The organism is Rufibacter radiotolerans, assembly GCF_001078055.1.
GTDB lineage: Bacteria > Bacteroidota > Bacteroidia > Cytophagales > Hymenobacteraceae > Nibribacter > Nibribacter radiotolerans.
Genome location: NZ_CP010777.1, coordinates 940,180 through 957,450, shown reverse-complemented (window position 1 = coordinate 957,450; position 17,271 = coordinate 940,180). Strand labels below are relative to the sequence as shown.

Below are 17,271 nucleotides of genomic sequence, written 5' to 3'. Positions count from 1 at the left end.
TTTAGCATACTGCCTTATCTTTGGCTTAATCTCCGGTATTTAATGAATGCACCCATGCTATACAGTTTCACCAATGACTACAGCGAAGGCTGTCACCCCAATATTCTGCAACGCCTTCTGCAGACCAACCTCACGCAGCAGCCCGGCTACGGAAACGACACCTTCACCCTGGAGTCTGTGGCGGCCATTAAACAGCTGTGCCAAAAGCCCGAGGTAGACGTGCACCTGGTGGCAGGCGGCACCCTGGCCAACCTCATTGTGCCGGGGGCCTTCCTTAAGACGTATGAATCTGTGATTGCCGCCGAGACCGCCCACATCAACAACCATGAGGCCGGGGCCATTGAAGCCACCGGTCACAAGATAGAAACGGTGGCTACCCTAGACGGAAAGCTTCGGCCAGAGGCCATTCAGCCGCTGCTGAACAAGTTTCCGGAGTACCACACGGTGAAGCCTCGCATTGTCTACATCTCCAACTCCACGGAGATCGGCACCATTTACACCAGGCAGGAACTGCAGGACCTTTACGCCTTCTGCCAGCAAAACAACCTGCTGCTGTTCCTGGACGGCGCCCGGCTGGCCATGGCCTTATCTGCCGAAAAAAACGACCTTACCCTGGCCCACATTGCCGCGCTCACAGACGTCTTCTACCTGGGCGCCACCAAATGCGGCGGACTTATAGGCGAGGCGATTGTTCTGGCCAACCCGGCCCTGCAGAAAGATTTCAAATACTACATAAAGCAACGCGGCGCGCTCATGGCCAAGGGGCGTCTGTTTGGGATGCAGTTTGCGGAATTGCTTAAAGACAACCTTATGTTTACCTTAGGCGGGCACGCCAACCAAATGGCCAAGCGTCTGGCAGTGCGGTTGCAGGGCCTGGGGTACTCCTTCCTGAGCCAACCTGAGACCAACCAGATTTTCCCTATTTTACCAGATGCCCTTATTGTGGAGCTCTCAAAAAAGTACGGGTTCTTTGTCTGGCGGAAAATGGAGGAAGGCTTCTCGGCTGTCAGGCTCATCACTTCCTGGGCTACCCCGCAGGAGCAGGTAGACCAGTTTCTGGAAGAGGTGCAGGTGCTTTCTGAGAGGTTGAGGTAGGGTAAAGCGTTTTTAGTTTTCATTTCAGAAAGCGGTGCCTTTCCGTTTTGGGCCCGTTTTCCGGAAAACAGGCCCAAAACGGAAAGGCACCTGGCAGGCATCACTTTTAGTTGACCAATTCTTAACCTATTGACTATGAAACTCACTCATGTACGGTGGTTTGTTGCGGCACTTTCCCTGTTCCTGGCTGCATCTATGCCTTCGGCCCAGGCCCAAAACACGCCGCCCTCCTTTACCCGGCATGACACCTTGCGCGGCTCTATTACGCCAGAGCGCGTCTGGTGGGATCTAACGCACTATGACCTCTCTATCAAGGTAAACCCCAAGGACAGCACCTTTCAAGGCATGAACAAGGTTACCTACAGAGTCCTGAAGCCGCACCAGACCATGCAGCTGGACCTGCAGCCACCCATGCGCATGGAGCGGGTGGTGCAGAACGGCCAGAACCTGGTGGTACGGCAAGACGGAAACGCCTGGTTTATTCAGTTGCAAGAACCGCAGGTGCCCGGCGCGGTGCAGAGCGTGGAGGTGTATTACAGCGGCAAGCCCCAGGTAAGCGTGAACCCACCCTGGACCGGCGGCGTCACCTGGAAACAGGACGCGAAGGGCAATCCTTTCATCGCTACCTCGGTGCAGGGCGACGGCGCCAGCCTCTTCTGGCCCAACAAGGACCACATGTATGACGAGCCCGACAGCATGATGATACGCGTGAACGTGCCCATGCCGCTGGTAGACGTCTCTAACGGAAGGCTCCGGAAGGTAGAGGAACACCCAGACCGCACCAGAACCTATCATTGGGCCGTCACCAACCCTATTAACAACTATGGCGTGAACGTGAACGTGGGCGTCTATACTTCCTTTTATGAGGTGTACCCCGGGGAGAAAGGCCCCTTAGATTGCACGTACTATGTCTTGCCGGAGAACCTGGAGAAAGCCAAAGTGCAGTTTAAAGACGTACCCCGCATGCTCAAGGCTTTTGAGCACTGGTTCGGCCCCTACCCTTTCTATGAAGACGGCTACAAACTGGTAGAGGTGCCCTACCTGGGCATGGAGCACCAGAGCTCGGTGACGTACGGCAATAAATACCAGAACGGCTATTTGGGCAGGGACCTGAGCGGCACCGGTTGGGGCCTCAAGTTTGACTTCATCATCATTCATGAAAGCGGCCATGAGTGGTTCGCCAACAACATCACCTACAAAGACATTGCCGATATGTGGGTGCATGAGGCGTTCACGGCCTATTCAGAAAACCTCTTTCTGGACTACCATTACGGCAAAGAAGCCAGCAGCGCCTACGTGATTGGCACCCGCAAAGCCATTAAAAACGACCGTCCCGTGGTAGGCAAATATGACCTCAACTACCCCGGCTCCGGTGATATGTATTACAAGGGCGCCAACATGCTGCACACGCTCCGGCAATTGGTAGGCAATGACAAGAAATGGCGGAAAATCTTGCGTGGCCTCAACCAGGACTTCTACCACCAGACTGTGACCGGCGCGCAAATTGAACAGTACCTGGTCCAGAAAACCGGCATGAACCTCACCGCCTTCTTTGACCAGTACCTGCGTAATGTCAGAATTCCCGAATTGGAATACCAACTCAAGGGCAACAAACTCTCCTACCGCTGGACCAACTGCCTCCCCACCTTCGCCATGCCCGTGAAAGTGCTGATCAACGGAAAACCCAAATGGCTCAAGCCCGTGGCTAACAGCTGGAAAGACACTAAAGTGGTGAAAGGCTCCTCTCATATATTAGTGGAACCCAATTTTTACGTGACCGGCAAACGCTTGGAAGTAGAATAAGTAAGCTATTTCTGTTTTAAGCCTGTTTTATGCAAAACAGCCTCAAAACGGTGCAGCGTTTCCTAACCGCAGACTCCACCTAGAAGGCAGGGCAGCATTACCTTCTAAAATTTCCTCTTTTCGGGCAGCATTACCTTCTAATATCCATAAAGTTTGAGGTTATTTCCTTCCGGGAGTTGCAAACTTCAGCCCACGGCAGGTCTAAGTTGAAAACTTGAACCAGAGAAAAGGATTACTCAACGGCCCGCTTTTTTACAGGGATTGGTTTAAGGGTAAAGCTTTCCGCCAGATTTCTTAAAAACGAGCTTAAACCGCTTTAGGCAAGGCTGTCTGTTCTAAAACAAAGGAAAGCTCCATCCTCTCTGGCACCAACGGAACCTCTACAAAGAAGCTAACCCCTGAAGTAGGCTGGGTTTCAAACCAGATGCGGCCCTGCTGCTCTTCCACAAATTCGCGGCAAAGCACCAGACCTAAGCCTACCCCTTTCTCCCGGTTGGTTCCGTAAGAAGGGCCGCTGTTCAGCAGGAAAATATCAGGGGTGATGGTAGCAGGTTCCCCGTTTCCGCTGTCTTTGACGCATAAGAGCAGGTTTGACCCATTTTTAACGGCACTTACCTCAATGGCTCCGCCGGGCTTTGTGAATTTGATGGCGTTGTTGACCAGGTTTCTTGCCACCAGTTGCAGAAACTCCTCGTCGCTGACAATGAAAATATCCTCCCCTAAGCTGTACTTAAGGGTGATGTCTTTATGGATGGCCATGTCCTTGAAAAGCTCCAGGGAAGCAGACAGCGCCGTATTGACGTTAATGGAGACCAGTGCCTTTTCCCCGCCCTCCATCTGGCTTTTAGACCAGGTAAGCACATTGGTGAGCATATCTAGCGTGGTCTGCGTGTTTTGGAGCAGCTGCGTTTTAATCTTTAACCGCTGGTCTGGGGCAATGTCTGTTTTGGTCAGAAACTGCAGGTAGCCCTGAATGTTGGCTAATGGGGCCCTGAAATCATGTGAAATAATGGAAAGCAGCTTGGTCTTTTCCTGGTTCAGTTTCTGGAGGGCCAGATTGGCTTCCTGGGCCGCTTTATGGGCATTGTTGTAATGGTTGAGCAGGAAAACGGTACAGGCCCTAATCAACATAATCACAATCAGATAGGTAGACACCATGTCAATAAAACGTGTCTCGCGGGTAAGGTAGCGCCCTAGAATCACCTCTGGGTACAGGTATTCTACCAAAGCCAGCGTGAGAATAAGTCCCACGTTAATGGTGGTCCAGATCCAGTAGCGGCGCTTGGAGGCCACCACCAGAATAGGGAAGAAAAACAAGGACAACAGCACCAGCGTAGGCCCCGTAATCCCGTCGTTAAAGAAATAATTGATCCCTAGCCCCGCATGGATTGACACCGACAAAATGAGAAAGCTCAGCTGGTATTTGCCTTTAAACCTGGAAAGATACAAGGCAAATGAAACCAGTCCCAAAAGGAATACGGTCACAAAGAAAGGTCCGTACAGTCCGGTAATGAGGTTAAACGGGATATTGTACCCCACCCCGAAAAGCGTGATAATACAAAACGTGTTGTAAACGCGGTTCTCCATAGAGAACTCTGCGGAACAGCCTACCAGGTAAGTCCACTTTTGCTTTATCCAATCAATCACTATACTACCCACGCCCCAGACTTTTATTGCCTTTTAAAAACGCACAAAGATAATGACTAACTCAATACCAATATTGCATTTTATATATATATGTTCGTATTACAATTATTATTTTTACGCCAATTCTAAATCTATCACATCTACTTATAAAGCTCACCCTGTCCTTTTTATAACCCATTATACTTTTCAGCAATTGCCTTGGCCCTCATTCCTGAATTTCACTTTACGATTATTCCTCATTTCATCTTAGGCAACTCTTCAGATTGATTTAGGGTGAAGGCAAAATAAAAAGCTTCCCTTCATTAGCATTGTAAATGCCTTTGAAGGGAAGCTTTTTGCAAGTAATCACTTAGGTCAAGTTTTCAGGAATGGCTATCCAAAACCAGGAACAGCAAACCTCAATCGTGTCTCTTTTAGTCCAGGCCGCCTTTGCGGGTAGGGCTACGTTGCTCAGGCCATTTCATAGGCTCGCCGGTTCTGGCGTTCACGGGCAGCACGCTTTTCTCACGGGGTGTTTTAGCCGGGTCTTCGCTGGCCATGTAGGCGAGAATGGCGGTAAGAATGGCGTTGCTGCGCACGTCATCAAACACTACTTTGTCATAGGTATCGCGGTTGGTGTGCCAGGTGTAGGTACCATACGACCAGCTTAAAGAACTCAGGGAGAAGGCGGGCGCGCCGGCTGCCACAAAAGAGGCATGGTCAGAACCGCCGCCGCCCGGGGTGCCTGGAAAGGTAGTCTGGATAGACTCCTTGATGCTGGACGGCACCGGAAGTAACCAGCGGTTGATATAGTCATAGGCATGCAAGAAGCCCTGACCCGAGATGTTGGCTACCCTTCCGGTTCCGTTGTCCTGGTTAAAGAGGGCCTGCAGGTTCTGCACAATCTCGGGGTGGTCTTCCACAAAGGCGCGGGAACCGTTCAGGCCCTGTTCCTCGCTACCCCAGTGACCTACTAGAATGGTTCTTTTGGGGTTAGGGTACACTTTCTTGAGAATGCGCATGGCCTCCATCATGACCAGAGTGCCGGTTCCGTTATCGGTGGCCCCGGAACCGCCGTCCCAGGAGTCAAAGTGCGCCGACAACAGCACGTATTCATTCGGTTTCTCAGTGCCTTTTATCTCCGCGATGGTGTTGAAGGCTTTGGCCACACCGGTCTCTTTGGCATCGGCACGAACGCTGATTTTAGGCTTGTGTCCAGATTGGGTAAGACGGTACAACATGCCGTAATCTTCCAGGGCAATGTCTACGGCAGGTATCTTTTTAGTATAGGCGCTGAAAATCTTATTTACCCCAAACCCCGAAGACCAGTTGGACATCACCACCCCTGCGGCACCGGCTTTCTCCAGGGCCACGGGCAACGTGCGGGCCGTATGGCCGGTTTTGGCTATGCGCTGGCGCCAGGCCTCAGTCTGGGCGGTGCGCTCGGTCTTCATTTTCTCAAAAGATTCTTTGGTGGCAAACTCCTGCCAGTTATAATCTGGTCGGCCGGTGGGTTGATTCATGGAGATAAGCACAAACTTTCCTTTCACGCTGGGCAACCACTTCAGGAACGCCACAGAATCAGCTACATCGTCCAAGATGATGGTTTCGGCGGTCACGCCTTTGCTTTTGGTGCCTGGGCTCCAGGCCAGTTGCATGCCTTCCAGGGACTTTACGCGAGGGTGTACCATGTCTATGTGCGAGACGCCCCGCTGCCAGCCGCGCCACTCGCCCCAGTTCTCACGCCGGGCAGCAATACCCCAGCCTTTGTATTTCTCTATAGCCCAGTCGCTGGCCTGCAACATCTGCGGCGAACCTACCAACCGCGGGCCAATCACATCTAACAGCTCATGCGCCATGGGCTCCAGCTGTGAATTCTCGGTGGCTTCTTTGATAATGCTATCCACTACGGGGTTCTTCACTTGGGCAGATACCAGCGAGGATGACAGCAGCAAACCGGCTACCAGCACTCCGGAAAAGCTTCTGGTCAAGCCGTTGTTTATAAGGTGTAGTTTATATTTCATGGCTCTAATTTAAGAAAGCACCTTTTAATTGAAAGGGACAGTTGGGAAAAACAATTGCTTTGAGCGCCGCCCTCCTCTCCCGTAGTCAGGAGAGTTCTGGTGAGAGAGGGCATTTGGCTCGTTTAGCTTTCTTATGCCTCTCATCATGCTTTAGCTCTTCCAGATTTGCGATCCGGAGGAGGTAGACGCGGATAGGCATTTTCCGGCGTTTCCGGTCCCGTTTCCCGGCGAATGGCAAACCTGCTTTTCTTTCGTTCGGGAGTACAAATCCCGGCCAATACAGGTGGCTTTGTTTTGAAGCCGTTTTTCAGAAAGCAGTCCTTAAACGCAATACCTGTTCTGTGAGGCATTACCGGCTTTTTCCATTAAATTTTCTCCAGGCATTTAGGCACTTCCCGATAAGTAACCCTGGGTAGCACCGCTTAAAATCTGTAAGGTCTATTCCCTTTGAGGCCTTATTTTCTTAAAACAGGCCTAAAACAACACTAATTCCCAGGAAACCCTGCCGCAAGTTTTGGGGCAGTTTTAGCCAAAATGGCCTTAAAAGGGGCTTTCTGCGCTTCCCTCAAAAAAATTCCAGTCTCTGCTGTCATATTCCTGGGCCAGACCGCACTAACTATGTGAACCGGCCTTCTACTGCCCATGCAAACACCACTGGAAACTACCTTCCTGCAGCTACTGCACTCCAACCAAGACCGCATCTATAGGGTTTGCCGGTCTTACGCGCCAGACCACCAGGCCGCCCAAGACTTGTTTCAGGAAACGGTGCTCCAGCTCTGGAAGTCGTTGGCCACGTTCAGGGGGGAGGCGCAGCTCCAGACCTGGGTGTACCGGGTTACGCTTAACGTGTGTCTGCAGGCCCGCCTGCGTTACCAGAATGACCAGAAGCGCACCCGGCACCTGGACAGTATCCAGTTCCTGAACCTGCCCCAGGAGACTCCAGACCCCGCCACCGAAGAGCGGTTAAAGGCACTGCACCACTGCATCCAAAAGCTGAATGACTCTGACCGCTCGCTGGTCCTGCTGTACCTGGAAGACCTGCCCTACCGAGAAATTGCCACAGTGACCGGCCTCACAGAAAACCATGTGGCCGTGAAGATGAAACGCATTAGAGAAAAATTATTCACCTGTTTAAGCCCCGCCTTATGCTAGACCAAGATCTTAAAAACCTATGGCAGAATGCCACCCCTTCAAGCCCTATTCAGGTAGACCAGGCCCTTTTATTGCAGGAAGTAAGACAGGAGGCCAGCACCGTCTATCAGAAAATAAAATGGCGCGACTGGCTGGAAATAAGCGTAGCCTTGCTCATTATGCCGCTTTTTGGATTGGTGGCCTGGTTTGTTCCGTTCACCTTGACCAAGATAGGGGCCGCGTTGGTGATTCCCTGGTGTGCGTTGGTAATTTACCAGTTACGGCGGGCCCGCCGAAAGCCTCTCCAAGACCCGTCCCTTCCCCTTGAGCAATTTCTGCTGCACTACCAGGTGTATCTGCAACAACAGGTGCACCTGCTCCAAGGCGTTCTGTATTGGTATCTGTTACCATTCAGCTGCTGTATGGTGCTGTTTTTGGCAGGATTTCCGTTTGGGGCGAAGCGGCTGCTGGTTCCTGCGGTGGCCCTCTTAGGGATTAATGTGCTCGTGTATTTCTTAAATAGACGAGCCATTAAAAAAGACCTACGGCCGCTTCTTTCCAAGGTAAACCAAACCCTTTCAGCCTTGAAACAAGCGTAGAACCCGTTACCTTTAATGCCCGGTGCACTTAAAAGCCAAGCACCGGGCAATTTAAGACACCCGCCCACATGACTACCAAATACCCCAAAACCATAATTCCGCTGGAAGGCTGGGAACGCGAGGAGCAGTTCCGGTTCTTTCAGCCGTTTACGCAGCCGTTTTTCAACGTGCACACCGAGATTGACATCTCTCCTCTTTACCATTACTGCAAGCGCGAAGGCCTCTCGGTTTTTCTGGCCTATTTGTTTGTGACCCGGCAGGCGGCATGTGCCACGCCTAACTTTCTGCTGCGCATTGAAGAAGGTCAAATAGTGCAGTACGCCGGGCTGGACCTCTCCACCACCGTGCTCAAAAACGACCAGACCATTGCCTTTGTGCACCTGCCCCACCAGGACTCGTTGCTGGATTTCTGCAACCAGGCGCGTGACATCATAGCCGAGGTTCAGGACAAGAAAGGCCTCTTTCATGGCTACCAGGGCAATGACAACCTGCACCTCACCACTTTGCCGTGGTTTACCTTTAAAGGCATGGAACACGCGTTCTCAGCCAATCCGGCAGATGCGGGCATCCCTAAATTCGCCTTCGGGAAACTGGTGCAGCACGAAGACCAGATCACCCTTCCCCTCAGCATAGCCGTGCACCACGCCCTGGCAGACGGCTACCACATTCACCTGCTCCTGGAACACATGAACGCCTACATCAGCGCCTTTGAGTTTCTTGACTGATTTATTGAGAGATTGAATGAGTGAGAGATTGAGAGAATAAGGAAGTGATTGATTGTAAAGGAGAGCAACTCGTTTGAATAGCGGCTGTTTTTAGGAAAACCGGTCTAAACCATAAAGCAAGCCATCCTTTCTTTCGCAATGCCGTACCTCCTTTCAATTCCTTCACCCCATTCTCTCACTCATTCAATCTCTCAATCATTCAATAGAAAATGACCCAACGCGAAGTAACAGACCAAGACAACCTCACCTGGACCTGCGTGCAGGCCTATGCTGGACTAGAAGATAAAGCCGCTGAGAAAGCCACTGAGCTCACTGAAACGGAGGAAGGCACCGTGACCGTGGTGTGCACACCCAGCGGCGGCGCCCAAACCGTCCGGCTGCAACTGCCCTCCAATTGGCTAGAAAAAACCTCAGACGAAGAACTCATCCAACAAATCTCGCAGGCCAGAGAGTAACCGTTAAAAGTACCTGCTTTGAGGCTGTTTTCTGAAAAACGGCCTCAAAACTGACCACCGCCATTAAGCGCGGACTCACTTGAGAAAACGGCTTCAAAACAGAACAACCGCCACAACGCGCAGACTCTCCCCTTGAGGGGAGCGCAGAGGGGTGTTTACACTTGCTGATCCACGTATTCTCGATATTCTTTTGTTTCTCTCTTGATCAAAGGGGAACACTAGTGAAAGGCATTGAAATGCATATTCCCCTTTGTAAACACCCCTCAAGGGGAGAGTCTGCGTTGAGTAGGCGTTAATGGGTGAGTCAACTGCCTTTTACCATCGATTTCCTTCTCTCACAATTCCCAAACCACGCAAAGCATCCCGCCCTTGCTGCGTGTTCTCACCAGCAAGTAGAATAGCGCCTGTATTTTACGAGGCCACCAGTCTCCAGCAAACGCTACTAGTGCCTGCCTTCCCAAAATTCCCTAAACAGCTTCCCGGCTAAACGCACAAAACGCTGCATTTACCCGGGAATTATTTATAGCTTTAGGGTGGTAACTGATGCCACTTTTATCTATTCCTTCAGCCGTACACTATGAACAAACAACTTTCGGTTTTCCTGCTTTTGTGGTGGGCAAGCCTTTCCTGGGTGCAGGCCCAGGCCAACAAAGACCTGGTGCAGGTCACAGATTTACTTAAGATCAAGCAGGTGGGCGCCGTGGCCTTGTCGCCAGACGGGAAGCAGGTAGCCTTTACCGTGACTACCGTAGAGCCAGACCCCGAAAAGAAAACTGATTTCCGGTACAGCACCCACCTGTTTCTGCAGCCGGTGAACAAAAGCCAGGAAGCGCGGCAGCTTACCTATGGCAAAGACAACGCTACCCAACCGGCCTGGAGCCCAGACGGCAAACAGCTGGCCTTTGTGCGCGTAGCGGAAGGCAAGCCCCAGATTTTCCTGCTTTCCTTCGCCGGCGGCGAACCCATGCAACTCACCAAGTTCAAGTACGGCGCCAGCCAACCGCGCTGGAGCCCCAACGGTCGGCAGTTGCTTTTCACCTCAGGCATTGCCCTGAATGAACTGCTCTCAGATTCTACCCTCAACCCCACCCGCGACCTGCCCAAATGGTCGTATGAGAAACCGGGTTTTTTCCAGAACGAGAACCTGAAGGTGAACACCGCCAAACCCAATCCAGACGGCTCCCTAGCCGAGATCAGAGGTTACCTGGACCAGAACGAGAAAGACCAGAAAGCCAAGGTGATCAATCAACTGCGGTTTCAGGAAGAATCCACTACTTCGTCTAACCTCAACCTTTCGCACATCTTTCTCATAGACGCCAAACCCGGCGCCACGCCCAAAGACTTAACGGCCGGTTTCCTCTCCAGCAGCAACGCCAACTTCTTGCCCAACGGCAAGCAGGTCATCTTTGACGGCGACATGGACGAAACCGAAAACCCTACCCGCGCCCAAGACAACGCCATTTACATAGTCAACACAGACGGCACGGGCCTTAAGCAATTGATTGGCAAGAAAGGCATGTCGTATTCTGGCAACAGCGTCTCCCCTTCGGGTAAATGGATTGCCTTCCAGTACAGCCCGTCCAATGAGGTACGTATTCCGGCGCTGGGTCTGATGCCCGTAGGCGGAAAGGCCTCTGATCTGGTCACCATTGCCCATGACCGCAACAAAAGCAACCTGGTCTGGAGCGAGAACGACAAATACGTGTATTTCACTTCGCCCTCTAACGGCGGCGTGCTCCTGAACCGCACCGATGTGAAGAAAAGAAAAGTAGAACCGCTCACAGAAGTGAATAAAGGCGTGGGCTCTTTTGACCTGCAGAAAGACCAGTTGGCCTACGTAATTACCCAGATTGCCAACCCCAATGAACTGTATGCGGCTAGCGCCGATGGCAAAAAGGAAGTTCGGCTTACTTCCCTTAACCAGGACTGGGTAAGCCAGAAGAAACTGAGTCAGCCAGAAAAACACACCTTCACCAATGCCAAAGGCCAGACCATTGAGTACTGGGTCATGAAACCCACCAACTTTGTGGCCGGCCAGAAATACCCGCTCTTGCTGGAGATCCACGGCGGCCCTACGGCCATGTGGGGTCCCGGCGAAAACAGCATGTGGCATGAGTACCAGTATTTCACGGCTCGCGGTTACGGCGTGGTGTATGCCAACCCGCGTGGTTCAGGCGGCTACGGAGAGGAATTCATGCGCGCCAACATCAAAGACTGGGGCGCAGGCCCGGCCAGCGATGTGTTGACCGCCCTGGACAAAACCGTGGCCGAAGGCTGGGCCGACACCTCTAAGCTGGCCATTACAGGCGGTTCTTACGGCGGCTACCTGGTGTCCTGGATTTTGGGTCATGACAAACGCTTCAAGGCAGCCTGCTCGCAGCGCGGCGTGTATGACCTGAGCACCTTCTTCGGGGAAGGAAACGCCTGGCGCCTGGTGCCTAATTATTTTGGCGGTTACCCTTGGGAGCAGGAGCACAAAGGCATCATCCAGAGCGAATCACCGCTCACCTACGTCCAGAACATTACCACCCCGCTCATCATCTTCCACGGCGAGAATGACCTGCGCACCGGCGTGATCCAAAGCGAGATGCTCTACAAAAGCCTGAAAGTCTTAAACCGCCCGGTAGAGTACGTTCGGCACCCCGGCGCTACCCACGAGATTACCCGTGCCGGTAACAACCGCCAACGCATAGACCAGATGCTCAGGACCTATGAGTTCTTTGAGCGGTACATGCAGGCCAAGTAACGTTTGCTCGTAGCAAGTAGCGCGTATCAGGTAGCACGACTAATCTAGGAAGGCTATTTGATACGCGCTTTTGTTTTGCAAGATCTCTGCTGATGTAGAGACAGGTTGCTACCTATCCGTTGCGGTTCTGGTTAAAAACAAGGTTCCTTTGTGGGATACAGGTGGAGGAGATATGGTGGTTGTTGGTGAGAAGACCAACAACGGCGGGACGGCGGGCAGCAAAGGGCCTTGTAGGCAACAAGCACCAAAAATGTTCTCCAAAGAACGCTCTTCCGGATTTGCAATCCGGAAGCTGGGAAAGGGGGATTTATAATCCCCGTAGGTACAGGCCCACAATTCCCGGCAGGCGGATTGCAAATCCGCTTTTCAGAAGTTCGGGATTGCAAATCCCGAACAGCCCTAGCTTATTCCGCAAAGTATGCTCTCCCGTGTAAACACCCCCCTTCGCCCCCCTCAAGGGGGGAGTCTGCGTTTAGAAGGCGGTGCTGTCCTTATTAAGTGGTTTTACGCTTTAGAGCCATTTTCCTAAAAACACCCTAAAAACAGCAAGGCCCGCTCTCAACAAAATGAGAGCGGGCCTTCTTTATTCAAGTTATTTTCTAATTCTACCGCTGCACCAGAACCGGCTGCAAGGCCAGTTGCTTTAAGTGCGCGATGTGCGAAAGAATGGCGGTTCTGGTTTTAGGATACTCATTGTATGTTACCCCAAATTCAGCGCAGGCCTGCTTGATGATTTTGCTGATGGCCGGGTAATGCACGTGGGAGATACGCGGGAACAGGTGGTGCTCAATCTGGAAGTTAAGGCCGCCGGTCAACCAAGAAACGATTTTGTTTTTGGTGGCAAAATTGGCGGTGGTTTTCAATTGGTGGAGGGCCCACTCGTCTTCAATACGGTTGGTTGCCACCGTGGGCATAGGGAAATGGGCGTGCTCTACGGTATGGGCCAGCTGGAACACAATGCTCATCACAAGCCCAGTGAACATGCCGTAAATCAGGAATCCTATTAACCAAGGCAGAAACCCTACGGTGTAAATAGGCAGAATCACAAACAAGGCAAAGTGCATCATCTTAAAGCCCCAGAAGGAAATGTGGTCCTTGCGCTTCATTTTCTGCAACGGAATAGTACCTACTTTCTGGGTGAAGTATTTGATGTAGTCGGTGATAAACACCCAGTAGATGAAAAGCATGGCATAGGCGCCCCAGAAATAGAAATGCTGGTACTTATGGATTTTCAGGTGCTCCTGGTTTTCACACAGGCGCAGAAAAGGTTTGGCATCCAGGTCATCATCTACGCCGTCAATGTTGGTATAGGTATGGTGGATGATGTTGTGTTTGGTGGTCCACATGTGGATGTTAGCACCCAGCATGTTAGAAGACAGACCGGCCAGGGTATTCACCCACTTACGCTTACTGAAACTGCCGTGCCCCCCATCATGCATGATGTTGAAACCAATGGCGGCGGTCACACCGCCCAGCAAAATACATTCAATGATCGCCAACCAGAAAGGCGGCGTGAAAAAGACCAGGTGCACGTACAAAAAGACCAAGCTGGAAAGCAGCACGGCCGCTTTTATGTAGAGGTTTTTGTTTCCGGTGGGTTGGCTTCCTATTTCTTCAAAATAGGCACTAGTGCGGCTTTTTAATTCGGCGTAAAAGGAAGTAGAGGGGGCAATAAACTTGGGTGTGGCCATGGTGACGATAAAAGTTGATAAAAAGCTAAGGAGCTATCTCAACGGGGAATCGTCAATCAAAAATCCGTAACATCTTGGAAAGGTAACGCTTTCTACGTACGTATTAATTCAGTTCCTTAGGAAAACAGCGTCTTTATTTTGTAGGTATACGCAGCCGCGCAATTCTCCCTTAGCACGATAAAAGGAAAGAGTGTTCACCGTTCAAGAACCTTCCAAACGCTTGTTTTCACCAGCCCTACAATAACTGATTACTGGCCAGCCAGTTCAGGCACCGGTCAAACCAATAGTCTTTGGTAGTTTTGTTGTTGAGCCCAAAGCCGTGGCCGCCCCGTTGGTACAGGTGTAGTTCGGCGGGGACTTTATTTTTAAGCAGGGCTTGGTAAAAAAGAATGCTGTTTTGAGCCGGCACAGCCCTGTCATCTGAGGCGTGCACCAGAAAGGCAGGCGGTGTCTGGGCTGTTACCTGCAGGTCGTTGGAGTACTGCCGCTGTTTCTCCGCAGAGGCGCCTTTCCCCAATAGCAGACTAAAGGAGCCCTTGTGCCACACGGTAGAATCACTGCTGATGACCGGGTAAATCAAGAGCATGAAATCTGGGCGCAGGTTAATATTCTCGGGGTTAGGAATCTGAGTAGCGGCGTATTGCGTGCCCGCCGTGGAGGCCAGGTGTCCGCCCGCCGAGAAGCCCATCATGCCTACTCGCTCTGGATTGATGTTCCATTCCTTGGCCCGTTTTCGCACCACGTACAGGGCTTGCTGGGCATCCTGCAACGGCGCCAGCTCAGGTTTAGAGGAGACGGCGGCACTGGGCAGGCGGTACTTCACCACAAAGGCAGCTACGCCCTGCTCCGCGAATTTCTGGGCCACGTCTGATCCCTCATGGCTGGCCGCCAGCTTGGAGTAGCCCCCGCCCGGACAGATAATCACCGCCGTTCCGTTTCCTTTGCCCTTGGCCGGTAAATACACGGTGAGCGTAGGCTGCCGCACCTTAGAAAGGCTCACGGTTTTGTCGGCGCGGACCTCGCGGGTCTCCTCATTGGGGCCCGGTACTTCATTGGGAATCTTGCCCGTGTACAGCGGGAGTTCCATGGGGTTGGTCTGGCTGAAGCCGCGGGTGGCCACGCAGGCCAACAACAGAAAAACGGAAAGCTTGAACATAACGGCAGTGTGAAAAGGAAAGCTGTTTTGGGGCCGTTTTCTGGAAAACGGCCCCAAAACAGCCCGGAGATAGAATTTCTTAAATAGTTTATCTAACCAATAAAGCCTTCATCGGCCGAAGGCCCGTACATGCCCGGTACCGGCACGTCTAGCAGGCGCAGGTACACGCTCAATTGCCCCCGGTGGTGGATGAGGTGATTCATGGCCAGGTTTCTAATCACAACCTGCCGGGGAAGGGTAAAAAACACCTTCTCTCCGTTGCGCAGGGTCCAGCTTTTGCCAATCTCCACCACGTTGGTGTCATTGAGGGTTTTCACGGCTTTCTTGAAATTCTCCTCAAAGAAGTCCATCAACTCTTCAGCGGTAGTGCCCGCAAACCGGGATAATTTGGTGGTGGCAAAGTCCAGCTCATCGGTTTGCAGGGTTTGCACAATGAAGATGCCCGGTAATTCTGCCACGTGGCCTGCCAGCTCCTTCAGGGTCATGCTTTTGGCGTGTGGCCGCCAATCAAAGTGCTCGGCGGGTACGCGTTCCAGCATTTTTCTGGTGTTGGCGGCCTCCTGCTCAAACTGCCGAAGCAGCTTATGATTTAATTCCATAGCGTTGTGTTGTTGGTAGGGTGGTTGGTGCCGGTAAGTTAGAAAAAAGAACGGGAGCAGGAAATAATCCTGCTCCCGTTCTTTGCCAAAAGGCGGGTGAGAAAGACTACCGCACCTCCCCCATCCACTTCCGGATCACCGACCCCAACAAGATCAAGACCACGCCAATACCTAAAGACCAGAGGCCAATCTGGTTCAGGATGTCTGCATAGTAGGGCAGCGACAGCACCGGATTATTGACTACATTCTCCGGAACACTCATAAGCGACCCAATCTTACTGGCCAGAAACTCCCCCACGGCGCTGGCAAAAAACCAGATGCCCATCATCATGGCCACAATGCGCGGCGGTGAAAGCTTGGTGATCATGGAAAGCCCGATGGGCGAAATGCACATCTCGCCGCAGATAATGAAAAAATACCCAGCTATGAAGGTAAGCAACGGAATTAAACCGCTGCCCTCGCTGGTCTGGCAGCCCAGATAGAACACGTAAAAGCCCATCCCTACCAGAATAAAGGAAAGACCGAACTTGGTGGGCGTATTGGGCTCCATGCCCTTTCGGTTAAGCGCCGGCCACAGCCAGGCAAAGAAGAAGCTCAAAATCACCACCCAGGCCGGCGGCAAAAAATTGTTCACCGACAGCGCCGGCAGCTGCACGCCCGCCACGTGCATGTCCACGTTCCGCATGGCAAACAGGTTCAGAGAGCCGGCGTTCTGCTCATAAAAGGCCCAGAACAAGGTGGAGAAGACAATGAGCACCAGCGCCGCAAACAGTTTATAGCGGGCTTCGGCCTCCATCTTAAACGCAATAAACAAGATGTACAGGATAGAAATAGCGCCAAGCCCGAACATGATAAAATCCATGATCTCATAGCGATGGAACAGCGCCACAATCACGGGAATAATGGCCAGCGTAGCCACGTAAATCACTACTTCCTTGCTGACGCCGGCAAACACTGGGGCCTTCAGGTCGTCTGGGTTAGGCGGAAGGCCGTTTTGGCCCAAAGATTTCTTACCCACCGCAAACACTACCAATCCCAGGATCATGAACAAACCAGCCAGCCCGAAGCCGTAATGCCAGTTGATCTGCTGGCCCACATACCCGCACAGCAAACCACCAAGCGCCGCGCCAATGTTAATGCCCATGTAAAAAATGGAAAAAGCGCTGTCTTTGCGCGGGTCATTGTCGGCATACAGCGTACCTACCAGGCTGGAAATGTTGGGCTTAAAGAACCCGTTGCCGCAGATGATAAAAGCCATGCCGTAAAAAAAGCTCCAGTCCTGGGGCACGGCCAGCACCAGGTGGCCAATGGTCATGAGAATACCGCCGTACATCACCGCCTTCCGGCCCCCCAGAAACCTGTCTGACATGATGCCGCCAAACATAGGCATGGTGTACACCAGCGCCGCATAAGACCCCAGAATGGCGTACCCCTTAGGTTCATCAAATTTGAGCTGGGTTATCATGTACGCCAGCAGCAGCGCCTTCATACCATAGAAGGAGAACCGTTCCCACATCTCGGTGAAGAACAGCATGTACAACTGCCTGGGGTGCCCTGTGGAGGTAGGCGCCTCCGGAATCTGCGGTTCGGTTAAATCCATTTGTCTGGTAGTAAAGCGCGG

At 52.2% G+C, this 17,271-nt stretch carries 13 protein-coding genes; 7 read left to right on the top strand and 6 right to left on the bottom strand.

What is annotated here, in order from left to right; genetic code table 11:
- Nucleotides 1-54 precede the first annotated feature (54 nt).
- Both TH63_RS04110 and TH63_RS04105 read left to right on the top strand, forming a co-directional pair.
- Nucleotides 55-1,095, top strand: a complete 1,041-nt coding sequence (locus tag TH63_RS04110) for a threonine aldolase family protein (RefSeq protein WP_048922573.1) — start codon at nt 55-57, stop codon at nt 1,093-1,095.
- Between the two features lie 135 nt (nt 1,096-1,230).
- Nucleotides 1,231-2,898 carry a M1 family metallopeptidase gene (locus TH63_RS04105; protein ID WP_048919824.1) on the top strand — a complete coding sequence of 556 codons (1,668 nt, stop codon included), beginning with the start codon at nt 1,231-1,233 and terminating at the stop codon, nt 2,896-2,898.
- A 306-nt stretch (nt 2,899-3,204) separates the two neighbouring features.
- Here TH63_RS04105 and TH63_RS04100 read toward each other — a convergent pair whose 3' ends face one another.
- Both TH63_RS04100 and TH63_RS04095 read right to left on the bottom strand, forming a co-directional pair.
- Nucleotides 3,205-4,485, bottom strand: a complete 1,281-nt coding sequence (locus tag TH63_RS04100) for a sensor histidine kinase (RefSeq protein WP_156180364.1) — start codon at nt 4,483-4,485, stop codon at nt 3,205-3,207.
- Between the two features lie 473 nt (nt 4,486-4,958).
- Entirely contained in the window at nt 4,959-6,548 is a 1,590-nt protein-coding gene (locus TH63_RS04095; protein WP_048919822.1) for a M20/M25/M40 family metallo-hydrolase, read from the bottom strand.
- Nucleotides 6,549-7,190: 642 nt separating this feature from the next.
- On the opposite strand from TH63_RS04095, the gene TH63_RS04090 reads away from it, so the two are divergent.
- The 5 genes from TH63_RS04090 to TH63_RS04070 all read left to right on the top strand — a co-directional run bounded on the left by TH63_RS04090 (nt 7,191) and on the right by TH63_RS04070 (nt 12,204).
- Complete coding sequence (locus tag TH63_RS04090) at nt 7,191-7,700, top strand: RNA polymerase sigma factor (RefSeq protein WP_048919821.1); 510 nt, start codon at nt 7,191-7,193, stop codon at nt 7,698-7,700.
- Entirely contained in the window at nt 7,694-8,278 is a 585-nt protein-coding gene (locus TH63_RS04085) for a hypothetical protein (protein ID WP_048919820.1), read from the top strand. The genes TH63_RS04090 and TH63_RS04085 overlap by 7 nt, the downstream gene beginning before the upstream one ends.
- 68 nt (nt 8,279-8,346) lie before the next feature.
- Nucleotides 8,347-9,003, top strand: a complete 657-nt coding sequence (locus TH63_RS04080; protein ID WP_048919819.1) for a CatA-like O-acetyltransferase — start codon at nt 8,347-8,349, stop codon at nt 9,001-9,003.
- A gap of 209 nt (nt 9,004-9,212) precedes the next feature.
- Nucleotides 9,213-9,458, top strand: a complete 246-nt coding sequence (locus TH63_RS04075; RefSeq protein WP_048919818.1) for a hypothetical protein — start codon at nt 9,213-9,215, stop codon at nt 9,456-9,458.
- Nucleotides 9,459-10,035: 577 nt separating this feature from the next.
- A complete protein-coding gene (locus tag TH63_RS04070; RefSeq protein ID WP_048919817.1) occupies nt 10,036-12,204 on the top strand; it encodes a S9 family peptidase in 2,169 nt (722 codons plus the stop codon).
- A gap of 605 nt (nt 12,205-12,809) precedes the next feature.
- Here the strand turns inward: TH63_RS04070 and TH63_RS04060 are convergent.
- From TH63_RS04060 to TH63_RS04045, 4 genes are all read right to left on the bottom strand, one after another.
- Complete coding sequence (locus TH63_RS04060; protein ID WP_048919815.1) at nt 12,810-13,895, bottom strand: fatty acid desaturase family protein; 1,086 nt, start codon at nt 13,893-13,895, stop codon at nt 12,810-12,812.
- Between the two features lie 235 nt (nt 13,896-14,130).
- Entirely contained in the window at nt 14,131-15,051 is a 921-nt protein-coding gene (locus TH63_RS04055; RefSeq protein ID WP_048919814.1) for an alpha/beta hydrolase, read from the bottom strand.
- 92 nt (nt 15,052-15,143) lie between these two features.
- Nucleotides 15,144-15,650: a DinB family protein gene (locus TH63_RS04050; protein WP_048919813.1), complete on the bottom strand. Its 507-nt coding sequence runs from the start codon at nt 15,648-15,650 to the stop codon at nt 15,144-15,146.
- Between the two features lie 106 nt (nt 15,651-15,756).
- A complete protein-coding gene (locus tag TH63_RS04045) occupies nt 15,757-17,250 on the bottom strand; it encodes a peptide MFS transporter (RefSeq protein WP_048919812.1) in 1,494 nt (497 codons plus the stop codon).
- Nucleotides 17,251-17,271: the final 21 nt, after the last annotated feature.